We start from the raw sequence: 16251 nt of genomic DNA on the forward strand, positions 1-16251 counted from the left end.
CTGGCTTTTGTCAGGCCGGGCGTTTGCCGCTTTCAGACCCCACGGGTTTCACCGTGTGGCAGTAACAGGTAACAAGACATGGCAAAAGAATACAGCCGTACCCAACGTATCGGCGATCAGATGCAGCGTGAGCTGGCCCAACTGATCCGTCGCGAAGTCAAAGACCCGCGCGTTGGCCTGGTCACCATCACCGCCGTTGAAGTGAGCCGTGACGTGGGTCACGCCAAGATCTTCATCACCGTGATGGGGCAGGACAACAGCGAAGAAATCGCGCAAAGCATCAAGGTGCTCAATTCGGCTGCTGGCTTCCTGCGCATGCAGTTGGCCCGTGAAATGAAGCTGCGCAGTGTTCCCCAGTTGCACTTCCACTACGACGAAAGCGTCGTGCGTGGTGCGCACCTGTCGGCATTGATCGAGCGCGCCGTGGCTGAAGACAGCCAGCACCCGTCCACACCTGAAGACGCCAAGGAGTAAGCGGTGGCTCAGGTCAAACGTATCCGTCGCAACGTCAGCGGCATCATTCTGCTCGACAAGCCCATTGGCTTTACCTCCAATGCCGCGCTGCAGAAGGTTCGCTGGCTGCTCAATGCCGAGAAGGCCGGGCACACCGGCAGCCTCGACCCATTGGCCACCGGCGTACTGCCGTTGTGCTTTGGCGAGGCCACCAAGTTCTCGCAATACCTGCTCGATTCCGACAAGGGTTACGAAACCCTCATGCAACTGGGCAAGACCACCACCACGGCCGATGCCGAAGGTGATGTTCTGCAGGTTCGCGACGTGACCGTTGGTCGTGCTGATATCGAGGCCGTTTTACCCGCTTTTCGTGGGCAAATCAGTCAGATACCGCCGATGTACTCGGCGCTCAAGCGTGATGGCCAGCCTCTTTACAAGCTGGCACGTGCGGGCGAAGTAGTGGAGCGTGAACCGCGTTCTGTTACTATTGCGCGGCTTGAATTGCTCGCCAGTGAAGGCGACACCGCACGACTGTCGGTGGACTGCAGCAAAGGCACCTATATTCGTACCCTGGTGGAAGATATCGGTGAGCAACTGGGCTGTGGTGCATACGTTGCAGAGTTGCGACGTACTCAAGCCGGACCTTTCACCCTGGCCCAGACGGTCACGCTGGAAGAGTTGGAAGCGGTACATGCCGAAGGCGGCAATGAAGCGGTTGATCGCTTCCTGATGCCATCGGACAGCGGTTTGCTGGATTGGCCATTGCTGCACTTCTCGGAGCACAGCGCGTTCTACTGGCTAAACGGCCAGCCGGTACGTGCCCCGGACGCTCCGAAGTTCGGTATGGTGCGGGTACAGGATCATAACGGTCGCTTTATCGGTATCGGTGAAGTGAGCGAAGACGGGCGTATAGCGCCGCGTCGACTGATTCGGTCAGAATGACCGAACGAGTGTGGCTGTTAACAGGCACGGTCAACACTCATTTTTAGATACAGGGATTTGTCCCTGGCCTGTTGAAACTGCCCTTTGGGTGGTTTCCTGAAAAAAGGATTGCCTCATGGCTCTCGACGTTCAAGAAAAAGCACAAATCGTTGCTGACTATCAGCAAGCTGTTGGTGACACTGGTTCGCCAGAAGTGCAAGTTGCACTGCTGACCCACAACATCAACAAGCTGCAAGGTCACTTCAAGGCCAACGGTAAAGATCACCACTCCCGTCGTGGTCTGATCCGCATGGTAAACCAGCGCCGTAAGCTGCTGGACTACCTGAAAGGCAAGGATCTGGGTCGTTATCAGGCTCTGATCGGTCGCCTGGGTCTGCGTCGCTAATAAGCGATTGCGCTAGAGGTTGGTTGTCTGCCGTGTGTCAGTGGGATTCCCGCTGGCCCATGGCAGGCTCCCAGCCTCAAGTTTTATCTGGATACACGTTTTACCCTGGACGAGCGTCGGGCCGATTCCCGGCATTGCCCAAGAATTTCGCAAGAAGACAAGTTCCCCCAAGAGCCACAAAGAAGGTAGGACACCGTGAACCCGGTTATCAAAAAATTCCAGTTCGGTCAGTCGACCGTTACCCTCGAGACAGGCCGTATCGCCCGTCAAGCCTCCGGCGCAGTGCTGGTTACCGTTGACGACGACGTGACCGTATTGGTGACCGTTGTTGGCGCCAAGACCGCTGACCCGAGCAAAGGCTTCTTCCCTCTTTCCGTTCACTACCAGGAAAAGACTTACGCTGCCGGTAAGATCCCTGGCGGTTTCTTCAAGCGTGAAGGCCGTCCTTCCGAGAAAGAAACCCTGACTTCCCGACTGATCGACCGTCCGATCCGTCCGCTGTTCCCAGAAGGCTTCATGAACGAAGTGCAGGTTGTCTGCACCGTCGTTTCCACCAGCAAGAAGACCGATCCGGACATCGCTGCGATGATCGGTACCTCGGCTGCCCTGGCCATCTCCGGCATTCCTTTCGATGGCCCGATCGGCGCGGCGCGCGTTGCTTTCCACGAAAGCACCGGCTACCTGCTGAACCCGACTTACGAGCAACAGAAAGCGTCGAGCCTGGACATGGTCGTTGCCGGTACCTCTGAAGCCGTATTGATGGTTGAATCGGAAGCCAAAGAGCTGACCGAAGACCAGATGCTGGGCGCTGTACTGTTTGCTCACGACGAGTTCCAGTCCGTGATCAAAGCCGTTAAAGAACTGGCTGCCGAAGCTGCCAAGCCGACATGGGCCTGGGCTCCACAAGCTGAAGCGACTGAACTGCTGGGCGCTATCCGCTCCGAGTTCGGTGCTGCCATCTCCGACGCCTACACCATCACCGTCAAGGCCGACCGTTACGCGCGTCTGGGCGAGCTGAAGGATCAGGTTGTAGCCAAGCTGTCCGGTGAAGAAGGCCAGCCTTCTTCCAGCGAAGTCAAAGCGGCCTTCGGCGAAATCGAATACCGCACCGTTCGCGAAAACATCGTTAACGGCAAGCCACGTATCGACGGTCGCGACACTCGCACCGTGCGCCCACTGAACATCGAAGTCGGCGTTCTGCCGAAAACTCACGGTTCGGCGCTGTTCACCCGTGGCGAAACTCAGGCTCTGGTCGTTGCAACACTGGGTACTGCCCGTGACGCACAGCTGCTGGACACCCTGGAAGGCGAGAAAAAAGACCCGTTCATGCTGCACTACAACTTCCCTCCGTTCTCGGTAGGTGAGTGTGGTCGCATGGGTGGCGCTGGTCGTCGCGAAATCGGTCACGGCCGCCTGGCTCGTCGTTCGATCGCTGCGATGCTGCCTGCTGCCGACGTGTTCCCGTACACCATCCGTGTTGTGTCGGAAATCACTGAGTCCAACGGTTCCAGCTCCATGGCTTCCGTTTGCGGTGCTTCCCTGGCATTGATGGACGCTGGTGTACCGATGAAGGCACCGGTTGCCGGTATCGCCATGGGCCTGGTTAAAGAAGGCGAGAAGTTCGCCATCCTGACCGACATCCTGGGCGACGAAGACCACCTGGGCGACATGGACTTCAAAGTAGCCGGTACCGCTAAAGGTGTTACCGCGCTGCAGATGGACATCAAGATCAAGGGCATCACCGAAGAAATCATGGAAATCGCTCTGGGCCAAGCCCTGGAAGCGCGCCTGAACATCCTCGGTCAGATGAACCAGATCATTGGTCAGTCCCGCACCGAACTGTCGGAAAATGCTCCGACCATGATCGCGATGAAAATCGACACCGACAAAATCCGTGATGTTATCGGTAAAGGCGGCGCGACCATCCGTGCGATCTGTGAAGAAACCAAGGCTTCGATCGACATCGAAGACGACGGCTCGATCAAGATCTTCGGCGAAACCAAGGAAGCGGCTGAAGCTGCACGTCAGCGCGTTCTGGGCATCACCGCTGAAGCCGAGATCGGCAAGATCTACGTGGGTAAGGTTGAGCGCATCGTCGACTTCGGCGCATTCGTCAACATCCTGCCGGGCAAAGACGGTCTGGTACACATCTCCATGCTGAGCGACGCTCGTGTTGAGAAAGTGACCGACATTCTCAAAGAAGGCCAGGAAGTGGAAGTGCTGGTACTGGACGTGGACAACCGCGGCCGTATCAAGCTGTCCATCAAGGACGTAGCAGCAGCCAAGGCTTCGGGCGTTTAATCACCCGCTGGCTTTACGCTGAAAAAAAGGACTCTCCGGAGTCCTTTTTTTATGCCCGCAGGAAAGTACCGGGAAATCAGTCGCTTAGTAAATTCCAAAAGCCGCAACTTGCATGCAGGCACGGTCGACTTCATGCAAGATGCACGATTTAGAAAATAAGCTGTTTTTATAACTTATTGTTTTTAAAGGAATTAATCTGATTCAGGGACTTGGCACACTGCCTGCAACAACCCTGTTAACGCTGCAGCATCAAGGTTTACACGCTGCAGACTTTTCATAAAACAGGAGTTACTCGTATGAAGAAGTTCGCTCTCGCTACTGCTACCGCTCTGACTCTGGCCATGGGTGCTAACGTAGCCTTTGCTCAGACTTCCCAAGCCCCAATGACCCTGGCGGCTGGTGAAGCCACCAAGGCTAAGGAAAGCGTTTCGGATACTTGGATCACCACCAAAGTTAAATCCGACCTGCTGACCGAGAAAGGCATTCCTGGTTCGGACATCAAGGTTGAAACCAACAAAGGCGTGGTTTCCCTGTCCTCCACAGTCGCTATCTCTGATTCCCAGAAAGCCACGGCTGTAGCGATCACCAAGAAAATCAAAGGTGTTACCGCTGTTTCCGCTGACGGCCTGATGGCTGGCGGTGCCACTAAGGCAGATAACATCGACAAAACCAAAGGCGCAGCAGCAGGTGCCAAAGAGTCCACTTCGGACACTTGGATCACCACCAAGGTAAAAGCTGACCTGGTTACCGAAAAAGGCATTCCTGGTACCGACATCAAAGTCGAAACCAACAAAGGTGTAGTGTCGCTGTCGTCGACTGCTGCCGTTACCCAGGCTCAGAAAGACACCGCAGTTGCGATCACCAAGAAAATCAAAGGCGTTAAGGCTGTATCGGCTGATGGCCTGAAAGCTGAGTAACGCTAAAAGAATCGTCTGAGCTAGACGGCGGCGGCTTAGGGTGAGTTAGATATCCACCCGATGCACCTCTAAAGTTCATGCGACCGACCACACGGATGTGGTCATTACAGGCCCCGGCACTTGTGTCGGGGCCTGTTCTATTTATGCCTGGAATACATTTGCATGGCCGGTGGAGATAAAACTGTGGGAGCGGGCTTGCTCGCGAATGCGGTGTGTCAGTCACTGGAAATGTGCCTGATATACCGCATTCGCGAGCAAGCCCGCTCCCACATTTAGATCTGTTTTAGCTGAATGTTACTCAGCATCCAGATGCATAGGTGTAACGACCCGGCCGTCTTTCTCCGCCTGCCCAAGGCTGGCATCAATGAAGTACACCCGGTCATCTTCCAGCTGGCCTTTGTCCACCAGGTAGTCCTTGATAGTGCTGGCACGGTCCTGCCCCAGTTGACGCAGCAACACATCGCTGGCGCCCCAGAACTTGATCAAGCCATCACGCAGCTTCGCAGTGCGATCATCGCTGCTCAGGTCTTTCCATTCGGCCGGTGGTTGTTGCTTGAGGCGGGTGCGGTAAATGCCTTCGAGCAATGGCGGTTTTTCCTTCTCTGGCACCACCAGCAATGACGCCTGGGCCGGCACCTTGTCGCCGCGACGCTGAAGGATTTTGTAGTAGTTGTATTGGTATTCACGCTCCAGGCGATCTGCGGCGATGAACGGGCCATCGCTGCTGGCCGCTGCGGTGCCTTCGATTTCAAGGCGCAGGGTAGGGCGCTCTTTCAGTGCCTTGGCCAAGGTGTTTAGGGCACCCTCGGCATCTTTGTTCAGCTCGCTGGAGCCTGCGGCAAACGACACGTTACCCAGGTCTTCCGAGCCGCCACCGCTGACCAGCCCGCCGATAAACTTGAACGGCGCCGTGGCTGCGCGCACCACCAGGTTGCGCAGGGTCTGCCACACAATCGGCATGACGCTGAACTGCGGGTTATTCAAGTCGCCGGTTACTGGCAGTTCGATGGAGATCTTGCCGTCAGTGTCCTTGAGCAGCGCAATGGCCAGGCGAATCGGCAAATCGACGGCATCGGCACTGTCAACCTTCTCACCCAGCTGCAATTGCTCAACCACCACTTTGTTTTCAGCCTTCAACTGGCCCTTGGTGATCACGTAGTGCAAATCGAGGTTAAGCCGGCCCTTGCGAATGCGGAAACCCGCAAACTTGCCGGAATACGGGGTCAACGTGGTCAGTTCGACACGCTTGAAGCTGGTGGCGATATCCAGCGCCGCCATCGGGTCAAACGGGTTCACGCTGCCCTTGATCGTCACCGGCGCGTAGCGATCTACCTTGCCCTTGATGTCGACGCTGGCCGGTTTGGCCTGGCGACTGTCGATAGTGCCAATCTGCCCGTTGAGTTGCTGGATAGCCGTGGCGAAGTTGGGCGTGAGGCTGAAGTCGGCGAAGTTGGCCGAACCATCGTTGATCGCAATCTGCCCAATATGAATACCCAACGGTTTGTCTTTGCTCGCCGCCGGTTTGGCTGCCGACTTGGCGCCATTGTCGGCCGGTTGCGGGATCAGCAGGTCATCGATGTTGGTGGTGCGGTCATCGTTGATCATAAAGCGCGCATACGGCTGCAGCAGGTTGACCTTGTCGATCGACAGGCTGTCGCCGTGCTGGTAGTTCACGCCTTCGAGTACCAGGCGCTGCCACTTGAGGAAGTCGCGGGTCTTGAGGGTGTCCAGGGTGTGTAACTGGTCGACCTGAGCGCGGCCGGTGACCTGCAGCGCCAAGGGCTCGGTGCTTTTAAGGTTCACATCGAGGTTGCTGCCCAACATACCGCTGCGCAGTTCCAGGCGGATAAACGGGCTGATATAGGATTGCGCGACCCGCAGGTCGATGTCCTGGGTGCTCACTTTCAACCTGGCGCTGACCGGGTTGAGGTTGACCTCACCGGTTGCGCTGATCTTGCCTTGTTTGCCCAGGCCGGAGTCGACCTTCAGGGTAAAGGGGTTGCGGTTGAGGCTGTCGAAGTTCTGCATATCGACATTCAGCGGGCCCAGCTCCAATGCAACTTCCGGTTTGGCAGCGCGGTCCGCGAGGTGCACTTGATAGTTGCGCAGTTGCACGTCCTTGAGCAGCACTTGCCAGGGCTTGCTGGGTGCGGCAGGTGGGGCGTTTGGCGTATCGGCGGTTGCAGGTGCGCTGGCAGGCTTGAGTTCCTTGGCCGGTTTGCTCGGTTGGCTGGCAAACAGTTTCTGCCAGTCCAGTTGCCCATCGGCTTCGCGGGCGGCCCAGGTTTCCAGCTTGTTGCTGCGGATCTTGCCGACCACCACTTGCTGCTTGGCCAGGTCCACCGTGGTGTCGCTGACGTCCAGGCGCTCCAGGCGCACCAGTGGCCGGCCATCCGGCGCCTTGATCGCGAAGGGCGCGATGCTCGCGGCGGTGTTGGTCAGGTTCAGTTCGGTTTCTTTGGCCAGGCTGAATTTATAGTCGGTGCTGAAGTTCAGCACACCGTCTTCAAGCACCAGCGGCAGGGCATCCCGCACGTACGGCCACCAGGCTTTCATCTTGCCATCGGTGACTTTCAGGGTGCCTTCCGACGTGATCGGCACCAGGCTGAAATTGCCTTTCCAGTCGATCTGCCCGCCTTCAGGGCCGGCGGCCACCAGGGTCATGTCGGCGTTGTCTTCGGGCAAGGTGCTGAGGTTTTTCAGCTCGAAGTCGAGTTTGTCGTAGAGGAATTCGATCGGCTCGCTGGGGCGCAGGTCGCGAAAGTACACATAGCCGCCGGCCAGCTTGATGCTGTCGATGCGCAGCGGGAACGGCTTTGCATTCGGGTCGGCCGGGGTAGGCTCACTCGGCGGCAGTTTGAACAGCTGCGCCAGGTTCAACTGACCGGATTTGTCGAACAGCACTTCGGTTTTCGGCTGGTCCAGCTGCACATCTGCCAGGTGCAGGGCGCGTGTCCACAGGCTGTCGATCTGCAAGTTGGCGTACAGGCGCTCGAAACCGACTTGCTCCTTGCCCGGCTCGCCGAGTTTGAGGCCCCACAGCGTCAGTTCCAGGCTGAACGGGTTGAGCTCGATACGCTCGATACGGGCCGGCACCGTGGCGTAATTGGCCAGTTGTTGGTTGGCAATGCGTAGGGCAATGCCCGGCAGAATCAGAAAACCCAGCAAGCTGTACAGAGCCAGGGCGGTCAACAAGGCGCCAGCGGCGCGGATCAATCCTTTGGGCATGAGTGACGCCATCTATGTAGAACGAGAGTGCCTTGGAGTATGGCACGGGTTTTCGGTTCCGAAGTACCGGGCTCCTTGGGAAAAGTACTACAACTGCAGGATCAGGGTCTTCAACGGTGGCTGCTGATCTTGCGAAGGGAAGTCAGCCCCCGGCGTCATGATTTGCCACTCGCGTACCGGTCGGCCGGCTTTTTCGGCGCAACGCAGCACCTGTTCGCGCCAGTCATCCATGCTGACTTTTGCCAGGTTGTTGCAGCAGATCAGCACGCCATTGTCGGCGGTGGTCAGCAGTGCGGGTTTGAGCAGGCTCTGGTAGTCGCGCAACAGGTCGACGGTGCCGAAAGCACTCTTGGCCCAGGCCGGTGGGTCGAGCAGCACCAGGTCGAACTGGCGCTGCTCAAGGCGTGGATAACCTGGCAGCTTCTGCCCACGGCGCTGGGTGATCGGCAAACCGGCCAGTTGGCGAATCGCCGGGAAGTAGTCGGACTGCACGAACGCCATGGTTGGCAAGTGCGGGTTGAGCAGGCCGTTTTCGCGCCCGACCGCCAGGTTGCCTTCGGCGAAATCCAGGTTGCACACCTCCCTTGCGCCCCCGGCTGCGGCGCTCAGGCCTACGCCACAGGTGTAGGCGAACAGGTTCAGCACGCTTTTGCCGGCACTGTGGTCCTTGACCCAGCCACGGGTGTTGCGCAGGTCCAGGAACAGCAGCGGGTCTTGCCCGGCATGGCGCCCGCGTACACGGTAGTTGAGGCCCCACTCGTGGCCGACCTGATCTGCCAACGCCGCGGGCTCGGCGCTGTACACCGTGTCTTCACGGTCGATGCGCGAGTTGCCACGGGAGCGGTCGTTGTACACCAGCTGCAATTCCAGGCCCATGAACTGATTGACCTGTTGATGCAGGTCCAGCAGCTCCTCGGTTTGCAGCGACTGGTGGAAGCTTTGCACCAGCAATTGCGGGCCGTAACGGTCGATGGTCAAGCCGCCGGCGCCTTCCTGGCTGCCATGAAACAGCCGGTAGCAGTCGGTGCCTTGGGCGTGCAACTCGCTGATCAGGTCTTGGCGATGGTCGAGAGCGGCGCGCAGCGCCTGATTCAAGGGAGTCATGGAGCGCGCCTTGCGGGTAAAAGAGGGCGCGAAGTTTAACAGCTATGGGCCGTCGTCTACATCAACCCCATCCGCCGCTGGGCGCGTTGCACTGAACCATTGCGCATCGCCCAGCGCAGCAAGGGCGCGCTGCGTTTCACACCCGCGCGGATCACCAAGCGTTGCATCGAGCTTTGGTGTTGCCCGAGCATGGCGCTGGCCCAGTCCGGCAGCAGGTCGATGCCGGCCTGCATCATCAAGCTGCCAAAGGGTTTGGCCAAGGTGCTGGGCGCGGGTGCATTGACCAGCAGGCGCAGCACTTCGCGGCTGCGATCGTCACACAGCAGTTGCGGGCGAATACGCGCCAGATATTCGGAGATTTCCTGCCGCGAACGCGGAACGTGGCGGGCGCCCAGTCGCTCGGCCACCAAGGCAATTTCACTGTAGTAGCGGTCCTGGTCGCGCCCCGACAGGTGCGGGTTGCGATAACGCAGGTGCGCCGCCAGGAAATTGCTGACCTCCGCCACGTGTACCCACGTCAGCAGCTCCGGGTCGCTGGCCGCATAGGCTCGCCCATCCGGCGCATGCCCGACCACCTGCAGGTGGATGGTGCGCACCTTTTCAATCAGCCATTCGGCGTCCTGGCGCGAGCCGAACGTGGTGCCGGAAATAAACTGCGAAGTGCGGCGCAAGCGCCCGAGCATGTCCTGGCGAAAGTTGGAGTGGTCCCACACGCCCGCCAGGGCCAGCGGGTGCAAGGCTTGCAGCATCAACGCGCTGATGCCGCCGATCAGCATGCTGCTGAAGTCGCCATGCACCTGCCAGCTGATAGAGTCCGGCCCAAACAGGCCAGGGTCGCCCTTGGGGTTTTCCAGGTCCAGCTGACCCAGTGACAAGCCGGTGAGGCTCATCAGCTGGGTTTCGATACGGCTGCGGATAAATTCCATGGCGACTCTGGGTGGCTCCTATCGGTTCAGGCGTTTATCGATCAGGCCGTCCACAACGCTCGGGTCAGCCAGGGTCGAGGTGTCGCCGAGGCTGTCGAGTTCGTTACAGGCGATCTTGCGCAAAATGCGCCGCATGATCTTGCCCGAGCGGGTTTTCGGCAAGGCGGGTGCCCATTGGATCAGTTCCGGCTTGGCAAAGCTGCCGATTTCCTTGCTGACCAGCTCCAGCAGGTGTTTTTTCAGCTCATCGCTGGGCTCGACGCCGTTCATTGGGGTGACAAAGGCATAGATGCCCTGGCCTTTGACGTCGTGGGGGTAACCGACCACAGCGGCTTCGGCCACTTGGTCATGCAGCACCAGCGCGCTTTCCACTTCGGCGGTGCCGATGCGGTGGCCGGACACGTTGATCACGTCGTCAATGCGGCCGGTGATCCAATAGTCGCCATCCTCATCGCGGCGCGCACCGTCGCCGGTGAAGTAGTAGCCGGGGTAGGGTTTGAAATAGGTGTCGAGCATGCGCTGCGGGTCGCCGTAGACGCTGCGTATCTGCCCTGGCCAACTGGCCTTGATGGCGAGCACGCCACTGCCGGCGCCGTTGAACTCCTTGCCGTGTTCATCCAGCAGCACTGGCTGCACACCAAACATCGGTTGAGTCGCGCAGCCGGGTTTGATCCGCTGGGCGCTGACCAGCGGGCTGAGCATGATGCCGCCGGTTTCGGTCTGCCACCAGGTATCGACAATCGGGCAGCGCTGCTCGCCCACAGCGTTAAAGTACCAATCCCAGGCCTCCGGGTTGATCGGCTCGCCGACGCTGCCCAGCAGGCGCAGGCTGGCGCGCGAGGTGTTCTGCAGTGGCCCGTGGCCCTCACGCATCAGCGCACGCAAGGCGGTGGGTGCGGTGTAGAAGATATTCACCTGGTGTTTATCGATGACCTGCCAGAAGCGCGAGCTGTCCGGGTAGCTCGGCACGCCTTCGAACATCAGCGAAGTGGCACCATTGGCCAGCGGGCCGTACACGATATAGCTGTGACCGGTGACCCAGCCCACGTCGGCGGTACACCAGAACACTTCGCCGTCACGGTAGTCGAGCACGTACTTGAAGGTCATCGCCGCTTGCAGCAGGTAACCGCCGGTGGTGTGCAGCACGCCTTTGGGTTTGCCGGTGCTGCCGGAGGTGTAGAGGATAAACAGCGGGTCCTCGGCGTCCATCGGTTCGGGCGGGCAATCAGCGCTGGCGGCGTCCAGGGCGGCTTGATACTTGAGGTCGCGGCCTTGTACCCAGTCAAGTTCCGCGCCCGTGCGCTCCACCACCAGTACCGTGCTGACGTTCGGGCAACTGGCCAGGGCTTTGTCGACATTCTTTTTCAAGGCCACCGGCTTGCCGCCGCGCACGCCTTCATCGGCGGTGATCACGGTGCGACAGTCGGCGTCAAGGATGCGGTCGCGCAGGGCATCCGGAGAGAAGCCGCCGAACACCACCGAGTGCACCGCGCCAATTCGGGTGCAGGCCAGCATCGCGTAGGCGGCTTCCGGGATCATCGGCATGTAGATACACACCCGGTCGCCTTTTTTTACCCCACGGCTTTTCAGCACATTGGCCAGGCGGCTGACGTTTTGATGAAGTTGGCGGTAGGAAATTTTGGAGGACTTTGCAGGATCGTCGCCTTCCCAGATAAAGGCCGGCTGGTCGGCGCGTTGTGCCAGGTGACGGTCGATACAGTTGTAGCTGACGTTCAGTTGGCCGCCGGCAAACCACTGGGCGCCGCCGGTGGTGATGTCTGAGTGCTGCACGGTGTGCCAGGGTTTGATCCAGTCGAGAAAGCCCTTGGCCTGTTCGGCCCAGAAGGTATCGGGTTGCTCAATGGATTGGCGATAGAGGCGCTGGTACTCGTCTTGACTGAGCTGCGCGGCCTGGCGGACGGCATCGGCGCGGGGGAATGTGCTGATATCGAACATGAGCGGTCCTTATTCTTGTTTTAGCGACAAGGCATAAAGATGCACGCTGTGGGGAGAGGGTTCAAGGCCAACGTCCAAACGGACGTTGGCCTTGGTGTACCGGCCTCAGCCGCGGTGACGACCGCGGAAGTAGTTGATCAGGCCCTGGGTCGACGCATCGTCAGCCAGGGTTTCTTCGGCGCCGGTCAGGCGGTTGTAGACGCCTTTGCCCAGCTCCTTGCCCAGCTCCACGCCCCATTGGTCGAAGGCGTTGATGCCCCAGACCACGCTTTGTACAAACACTTTGTGTTCATACATGGCGACCAGTGCGCCCAAGCGACGTGGGCTGATGCGCTCGACCACGATGGTGTTGCTCGGACGGTTGCCCGGGATCACCTTGTGGGGCGCCAGCTTCTGCACTTCGGCTTCTGGCAGGCCTTTTTCGCGCAGTTCGGCTTCGGCTTCGCTGCGGGTCTTGCCGAGCATCAGTGCCTGGCTCTGGGACAGGCAGTTGGCGTACAGCCACTGGTGATGGTCGGACACCGGGTTGAAGCTGACGATCGGCACAATGAAGTCGGCCGTGATCAGTTGGGTCCCCTGGTGCAGCAACTGGTGGTAAGCATGCTGACCGTTGCAGCCGACGCCGCCCCAGATCACCGGGCCCGTATCGGTGGAGACCGGCGTGCCGTCCTGGCGCACGCTTTTGCCGTTGGACTCCATGTCCAGCTGTTGCAAGTGTTTGGTGATGTTACGCAGGTAGTGGTCATACGGCAGGATCGCATGGCTCTGCGCACCCCAGAAGTTGCCGTACCACACGCCCAGCAGGCCCAGCAGCACCGGCATGTTTTGCTCGAACGACGCGTTCTGGAAGTGCTGGTCCATGGTGTAGGCACCGGACAACAGCTCTTTGAAGTTGGACATGCCGATGGCCAGGGCGATTGGCAAGCCGATGGCCGACCACAGCGAGTAACGACCGCCGACCCAGTCCCACATCGGGAAGATGTTCTCTTCACGGATACCGAACGCCACGGCTGCCGCGTTGTTGCTCGATACGGCGATAAAGTGGCGATACAGCTCGGCTTCCGAGCCACCCTGGGCCAGGTACCAGGCGCGGGCGGCCTGGGCGTTTTTCAGGGTTTCGAGGGTGTTGAAGGATTTGGACGAAACGATAAACAGCGTGGTCTCGGCGCGCAGCTTCTGGGTCAGCTCGTGGAACTCGCTGCCGTCGATGTTTGCCAGGTAGTGGCAGCGCACGCCTTTGTGGGCGTAAGACAGCAAGGCCTCGGAGACCAGCTCCGGGCCGAGGAACGAACCACCGATGCCGATATTCACCACGTCAGTGATCGGCTTCTCGGTGTAACCGCGCCACAGGCCGTCGTGGATGCGGCCGACCAGGTCGGTGATCTGGTTCAGCACCTTGTGCACGTCCGGCATGATGTTCACGCCGTTGACCGACAGCTTGTCGCCCACTGGGCGGCGCAGTGCGGTGTGCAGGGCGGGGCGGCCTTCGGAAGAGTTGACCGGTTCGCCTGCGTACAGCGCGTTGATCGCGTCTTTCAGGCCGACTTCATTGGCCAGGTTCACGAGCAAGGTGCGGGTTTCGGCAGTGATCAGGTTTTTCGAGTAATCGAGGAAAAGCCCGCAGCTGCTCAAGGTGAACTGGGAAAAGCGCTGGGGATCGGCATTGAACGCGTCGCGCATGCTGAAATCCTGCATGGCTTGGCGATGTTGATTGAGCGCTTGCCAAGCGGGCAGAGCGGTAACGTCATGAGGAGTGCGGTAGTACGCCATCGCTGCGGGTTTCCTTTTATTACGGGGACTTGCCTTTAGGACACTTCTAAATCCGGAACGTTGAGTCTTTCATCAGGCGTTTGAGTCCGGTCAGCGCCAACAATGGCGCAGGGCGATTACATTAAACCTAGCGTGTCGATATGTCTTGGCTTTGTCTGCGCTGTTGCCGGTACTTTTTTATACCGGCACAGCGATCAGGGCAACAGGCGAAGCGCCTGGCGGGGTCAGTTGAGGGTCAAATGCAGGTTGTCGATCAGGCGCGTCGCACCCAGATAGGCAGCCACGAGGATGACAATATCCCGATCCTCAGGCGTGGCCGCACGCAGGTGCACGCCCTGGCGCACCTCCAGGTAATCCATGCGCAACCCGGCGGCTTCGATCTGCGCGATCTGCTCGGCACGCAGCTTGGCGAAATCCTGCTCACCGCCTTTTATAGCTGCTGCAATCTGGCTGAGGCTGCGGTAGAGCACCGGCGCAATCGCGCGCTGTTCTTCGTTGAGGTAACCGTTGCGCGACGACAGCGCGAGGCCGTCGGCGGCACGCACGGTAGGCTCGCCGATGATCTGGATGGGCATGTTCAGGTCATGCACCATGGCGCGGATGACCGCCAGTTGCTGGTAGTCCTTCTGGCCAAACACGGCCATGTCCGGCTGGACCATGTTGAACAGCTTGCTCACCACCGTCGCCACACCTTCGAAGTGCCCGGGCCGGCTGGCACCGCACAGGCCTTCGGACAGTTGCGGGACACTCACGCGGGTCTGGCCGGTCATGCCGCCGGGGTACATTTCGTCGACGGTGGGCGCGAACAACAGGTTGCAACCGGCTTGCAGCAGCTTTTCCTGGTCGGCCGCCAGCGTGCGCGGGTACTTGTCCAGGTCTTCGCCGGCGCCGAACTGCAGCGGGTTGACGAAAATGCTCGCCACCACAAAGTCCGATTGCTGTGCGGCCTTGGTCACCAGGGTGGCGTGACCGCTGTGCAGGTTGCCCATGGTGGGCACAAAGCCAATGCGTTTGCCGGCACTGCGCGCGTGGGCGACGGCGGCGCGCAGTTCTCTTACGGTTTTAACGGTGTTCATGCAGAGAACCCGTGTTCGTCGGCTGGGAAGGTCACGGCTTTGACTTCACGCACGTAAGCGGCCAGGGCTGCCTGGATGCTGTCTTGGCCGGTCATGAAGTTTTTCACGAATTTGGGCGCACGGCCGGTCAGCGACAGGCCGAGCATGTCATGCACCACCAGCACTTGGCCGTCGGTGGCCGAGCCTGCGCCAATGCCGATCACCGGCACTTTGACGGCCTGGGTGATTTCTGCCGCCAGTTCGCTGGGCACGCATTCGAGCAGGATCATCGCGGCGCCGGCTTGCTCCAGGGCAATGGCATCCGCACGCATCTGCCGCGCCTGGGCTTCATTGCGGCCTTGCACCTTGTAGCCGCCGAAGAGGTTCACCGACTGCGGCGTCAGGCCCATGTGCACGCACACCGGAACGCCACGCTCAGCCAGCAGCCGGATCGACTCCGCCAGCCACACCGCGCCTTCGACTTTGATCATGTGGGCACCGGCTTGCATCAGCTTGCCGGCGTTCTGGAAGGTTTGTTCAAGGGTGGCGTAACCCATGAACGGCAGGTCGGCGATGATGAAGGCGCCGTTGTTACCGCGTTTGACGCTGGCTGTGTGGTACGCGAGTTCGTCAGTGGTGACCGGCAGGGTGCTGTCATTCCCTTGAAGAACCATGCCCAGTGAATCGCCAATCAACAGCACTTCAACCCCGGCTTCGCAGCTGGCGTGGGCGAAGGTGGCGTCATAGCAGGTCAGCATGGTGATTTTTTCACCTTTGAGCTTGAGGCTCTGCAAGGTGGTCAGGGTAATGTCTGGCATGGAAAGGGTCCTCGTTCAGGCGCTTGGAAACAGCGAGTAACGCGCGTGAGTCTTCGTTTATACAGGCGCACTGTCTTGAGAGCAGTGCTTATAAGGCCTGGATTGCGCCCTTCAGCGCCGGGTTGGCGGCAGCGGGACGCCTATAGTCGTGATGAGGACACGGGAAGTCAATTGGATGTGTTACCGCATTGTTACGAGTGGGGTGTTACCGCTGTTACGGGTGAGAGCTGGCTTGCCTGCGATGGCATCATCGCGCAATAGCGGGTGTACCGAGTTGCCCGCATCGCAGGCAAGCCAGCTTGTGTCTTGATCTGGGAATAAACTCTGTGGTGAGAGGGGTGGATGGCAAGCTGTGAGTCCGCGGTGCTAGAAGCACGAGTGGGAGCAAAGCTGCCA

12 protein-coding genes are annotated in these 16251 nt (G+C 59.5%); 5 read left to right on the forward strand and 7 right to left on the reverse strand.

Going from position 1 to position 16251, the window contains the following annotated elements; genetic code table 11:
• The first annotated feature begins 78 nt into the window (after nt 1-78).
• The 5 genes from rbfA to ASE80_RS07080 all read left to right on the forward strand — a co-directional run bounded on the left by rbfA (nt 79) and on the right by ASE80_RS07080 (nt 4998).
• Nucleotides 79-474, forward strand: a complete 396-nt coding sequence (rbfA, locus tag ASE80_RS07060) for a 30S ribosome-binding factor RbfA (protein ID WP_003176137.1) — start codon at nt 79-81, stop codon at nt 472-474.
• A gap of 3 nt (nt 475-477) precedes the next feature.
• Complete coding sequence (gene truB, locus ASE80_RS07065) at nt 478-1395, forward strand: tRNA pseudouridine(55) synthase TruB (protein WP_017139248.1); 918 nt, start codon at nt 478-480, stop codon at nt 1393-1395.
• Between the two features lie 115 nt (nt 1396-1510).
• Nucleotides 1511-1780: a 30S ribosomal protein S15 gene (gene rpsO, locus ASE80_RS07070; protein WP_003176135.1), complete on the forward strand. Its 270-nt coding sequence runs from the start codon at nt 1511-1513 to the stop codon at nt 1778-1780.
• Nucleotides 1781-1975: 195 nt separating this feature from the next.
• A complete protein-coding gene (gene pnp, locus ASE80_RS07075; protein WP_056858281.1) occupies nt 1976-4081 on the forward strand; it encodes a polyribonucleotide nucleotidyltransferase in 2106 nt (701 codons plus the stop codon).
• A gap of 296 nt (nt 4082-4377) precedes the next feature.
• Nucleotides 4378-4998, forward strand: coding sequence for a BON domain-containing protein (locus ASE80_RS07080; protein ID WP_056858282.1), 621 nt, complete (start codon nt 4378-4380; stop codon nt 4996-4998).
• A gap of 294 nt (nt 4999-5292) precedes the next feature.
• On the opposite strand, the gene ASE80_RS07085 is transcribed toward ASE80_RS07080, so the two are convergent.
• From ASE80_RS07085 to panB, 7 genes are all read right to left on the reverse strand, one after another.
• Nucleotides 5293-8226, reverse strand: coding sequence for a DUF748 domain-containing protein (locus ASE80_RS07085; protein WP_056858283.1), 2934 nt, complete (start codon nt 8224-8226; stop codon nt 5293-5295).
• Nucleotides 8227-8313: 87 nt separating this feature from the next.
• Nucleotides 8314-9330, reverse strand: coding sequence for a class I SAM-dependent rRNA methyltransferase (locus ASE80_RS07090; RefSeq protein WP_056858284.1), 1017 nt, complete (start codon nt 9328-9330; stop codon nt 8314-8316).
• A 56-nt stretch (nt 9331-9386) separates the two neighbouring features.
• On the reverse strand, nt 9387-10256 hold the full coding sequence (locus tag ASE80_RS07095) for an oxygenase MpaB family protein (protein WP_056858285.1): 870 nt from the start codon (nt 10254-10256) through the stop codon (nt 9387-9389).
• Nucleotides 10257-10274: 18 nt separating this feature from the next.
• The gene (gene acs / locus ASE80_RS07100; protein WP_056858286.1) at nt 10275-12212 is read right to left on the reverse strand and encodes an acetate--CoA ligase; all 1938 of its coding nucleotides are present in this window, start codon (nt 12210-12212) and stop codon (nt 10275-10277) included.
• 105 nt (nt 12213-12317) lie between these two features.
• Nucleotides 12318-13982 (reverse strand): glucose-6-phosphate isomerase, encoded by a 1665-nt coding sequence (gene pgi, locus ASE80_RS07105; protein ID WP_056858287.1) that lies wholly within the window; start codon nt 13980-13982, stop codon nt 12318-12320.
• Between the two features lie 224 nt (nt 13983-14206).
• Nucleotides 14207-15058 (reverse strand): pantoate--beta-alanine ligase, encoded by an 852-nt coding sequence (panC, locus tag ASE80_RS07110; protein ID WP_017139240.1) that lies wholly within the window; start codon nt 15056-15058, stop codon nt 14207-14209.
• Nucleotides 15055-15855: a 3-methyl-2-oxobutanoate hydroxymethyltransferase gene (gene panB / locus ASE80_RS07115; protein WP_056858288.1), complete on the reverse strand. Its 801-nt coding sequence runs from the start codon at nt 15853-15855 to the stop codon at nt 15055-15057. The genes panC and panB overlap by 4 nt, the downstream gene beginning before the upstream one ends.
• Nucleotides 15856-16251: the final 396 nt, after the last annotated feature.

It is taken from the genome of Pseudomonas sp. Leaf15 (assembly GCF_001421425.1).
Taxonomy (GTDB): Bacteria; Pseudomonadota; Gammaproteobacteria; order Pseudomonadales; family Pseudomonadaceae; genus Aquipseudomonas; species Aquipseudomonas salomonii.

Coding starts and splice junctions, on each gene's coding strand:
- rpsO (WP_003176135.1), top strand. CDS start 1,511: ATGGCTCTCGACGTTCAAGAAAAAGCACAAATCGTTGCTGACTATCAG.
- ASE80_RS07095 (WP_056858285.1), bottom strand. CDS start 10,256: ATGGAATTTATCCGCAGCCGTATCGAAACCCAGCTGATGAGCCTCACC.
- acs (WP_056858286.1), bottom strand. CDS start 12,212: ATGTTCGATATCAGCACATTCCCCCGCGCCGATGCCGTCCGCCAGGCC.
- ASE80_RS07080 (WP_056858282.1), top strand. CDS start 4,378: ATGAAGAAGTTCGCTCTCGCTACTGCTACCGCTCTGACTCTGGCCATG.
- panC (WP_017139240.1), bottom strand. CDS start 15,058: ATGAACACCGTTAAAACCGTAAGAGAACTGCGCGCCGCCGTCGCCCAC.
- rbfA (WP_003176137.1), top strand. CDS start 79: ATGGCAAAAGAATACAGCCGTACCCAACGTATCGGCGATCAGATGCAG.
- ASE80_RS07090 (WP_056858284.1), bottom strand. CDS start 9,330: ATGACTCCCTTGAATCAGGCGCTGCGCGCCGCTCTCGACCATCGCCAA.
- panB (WP_056858288.1), bottom strand. CDS start 15,855: ATGCCAGACATTACCCTGACCACCTTGCAGAGCCTCAAGCTCAAAGGT.
- ASE80_RS07085 (WP_056858283.1), bottom strand. CDS start 8,226: ATGCCCAAAGGATTGATCCGCGCCGCTGGCGCCTTGTTGACCGCCCTG.
- pgi (WP_056858287.1), bottom strand. CDS start 13,982: ATGGCGTACTACCGCACTCCTCATGACGTTACCGCTCTGCCCGCTTGG.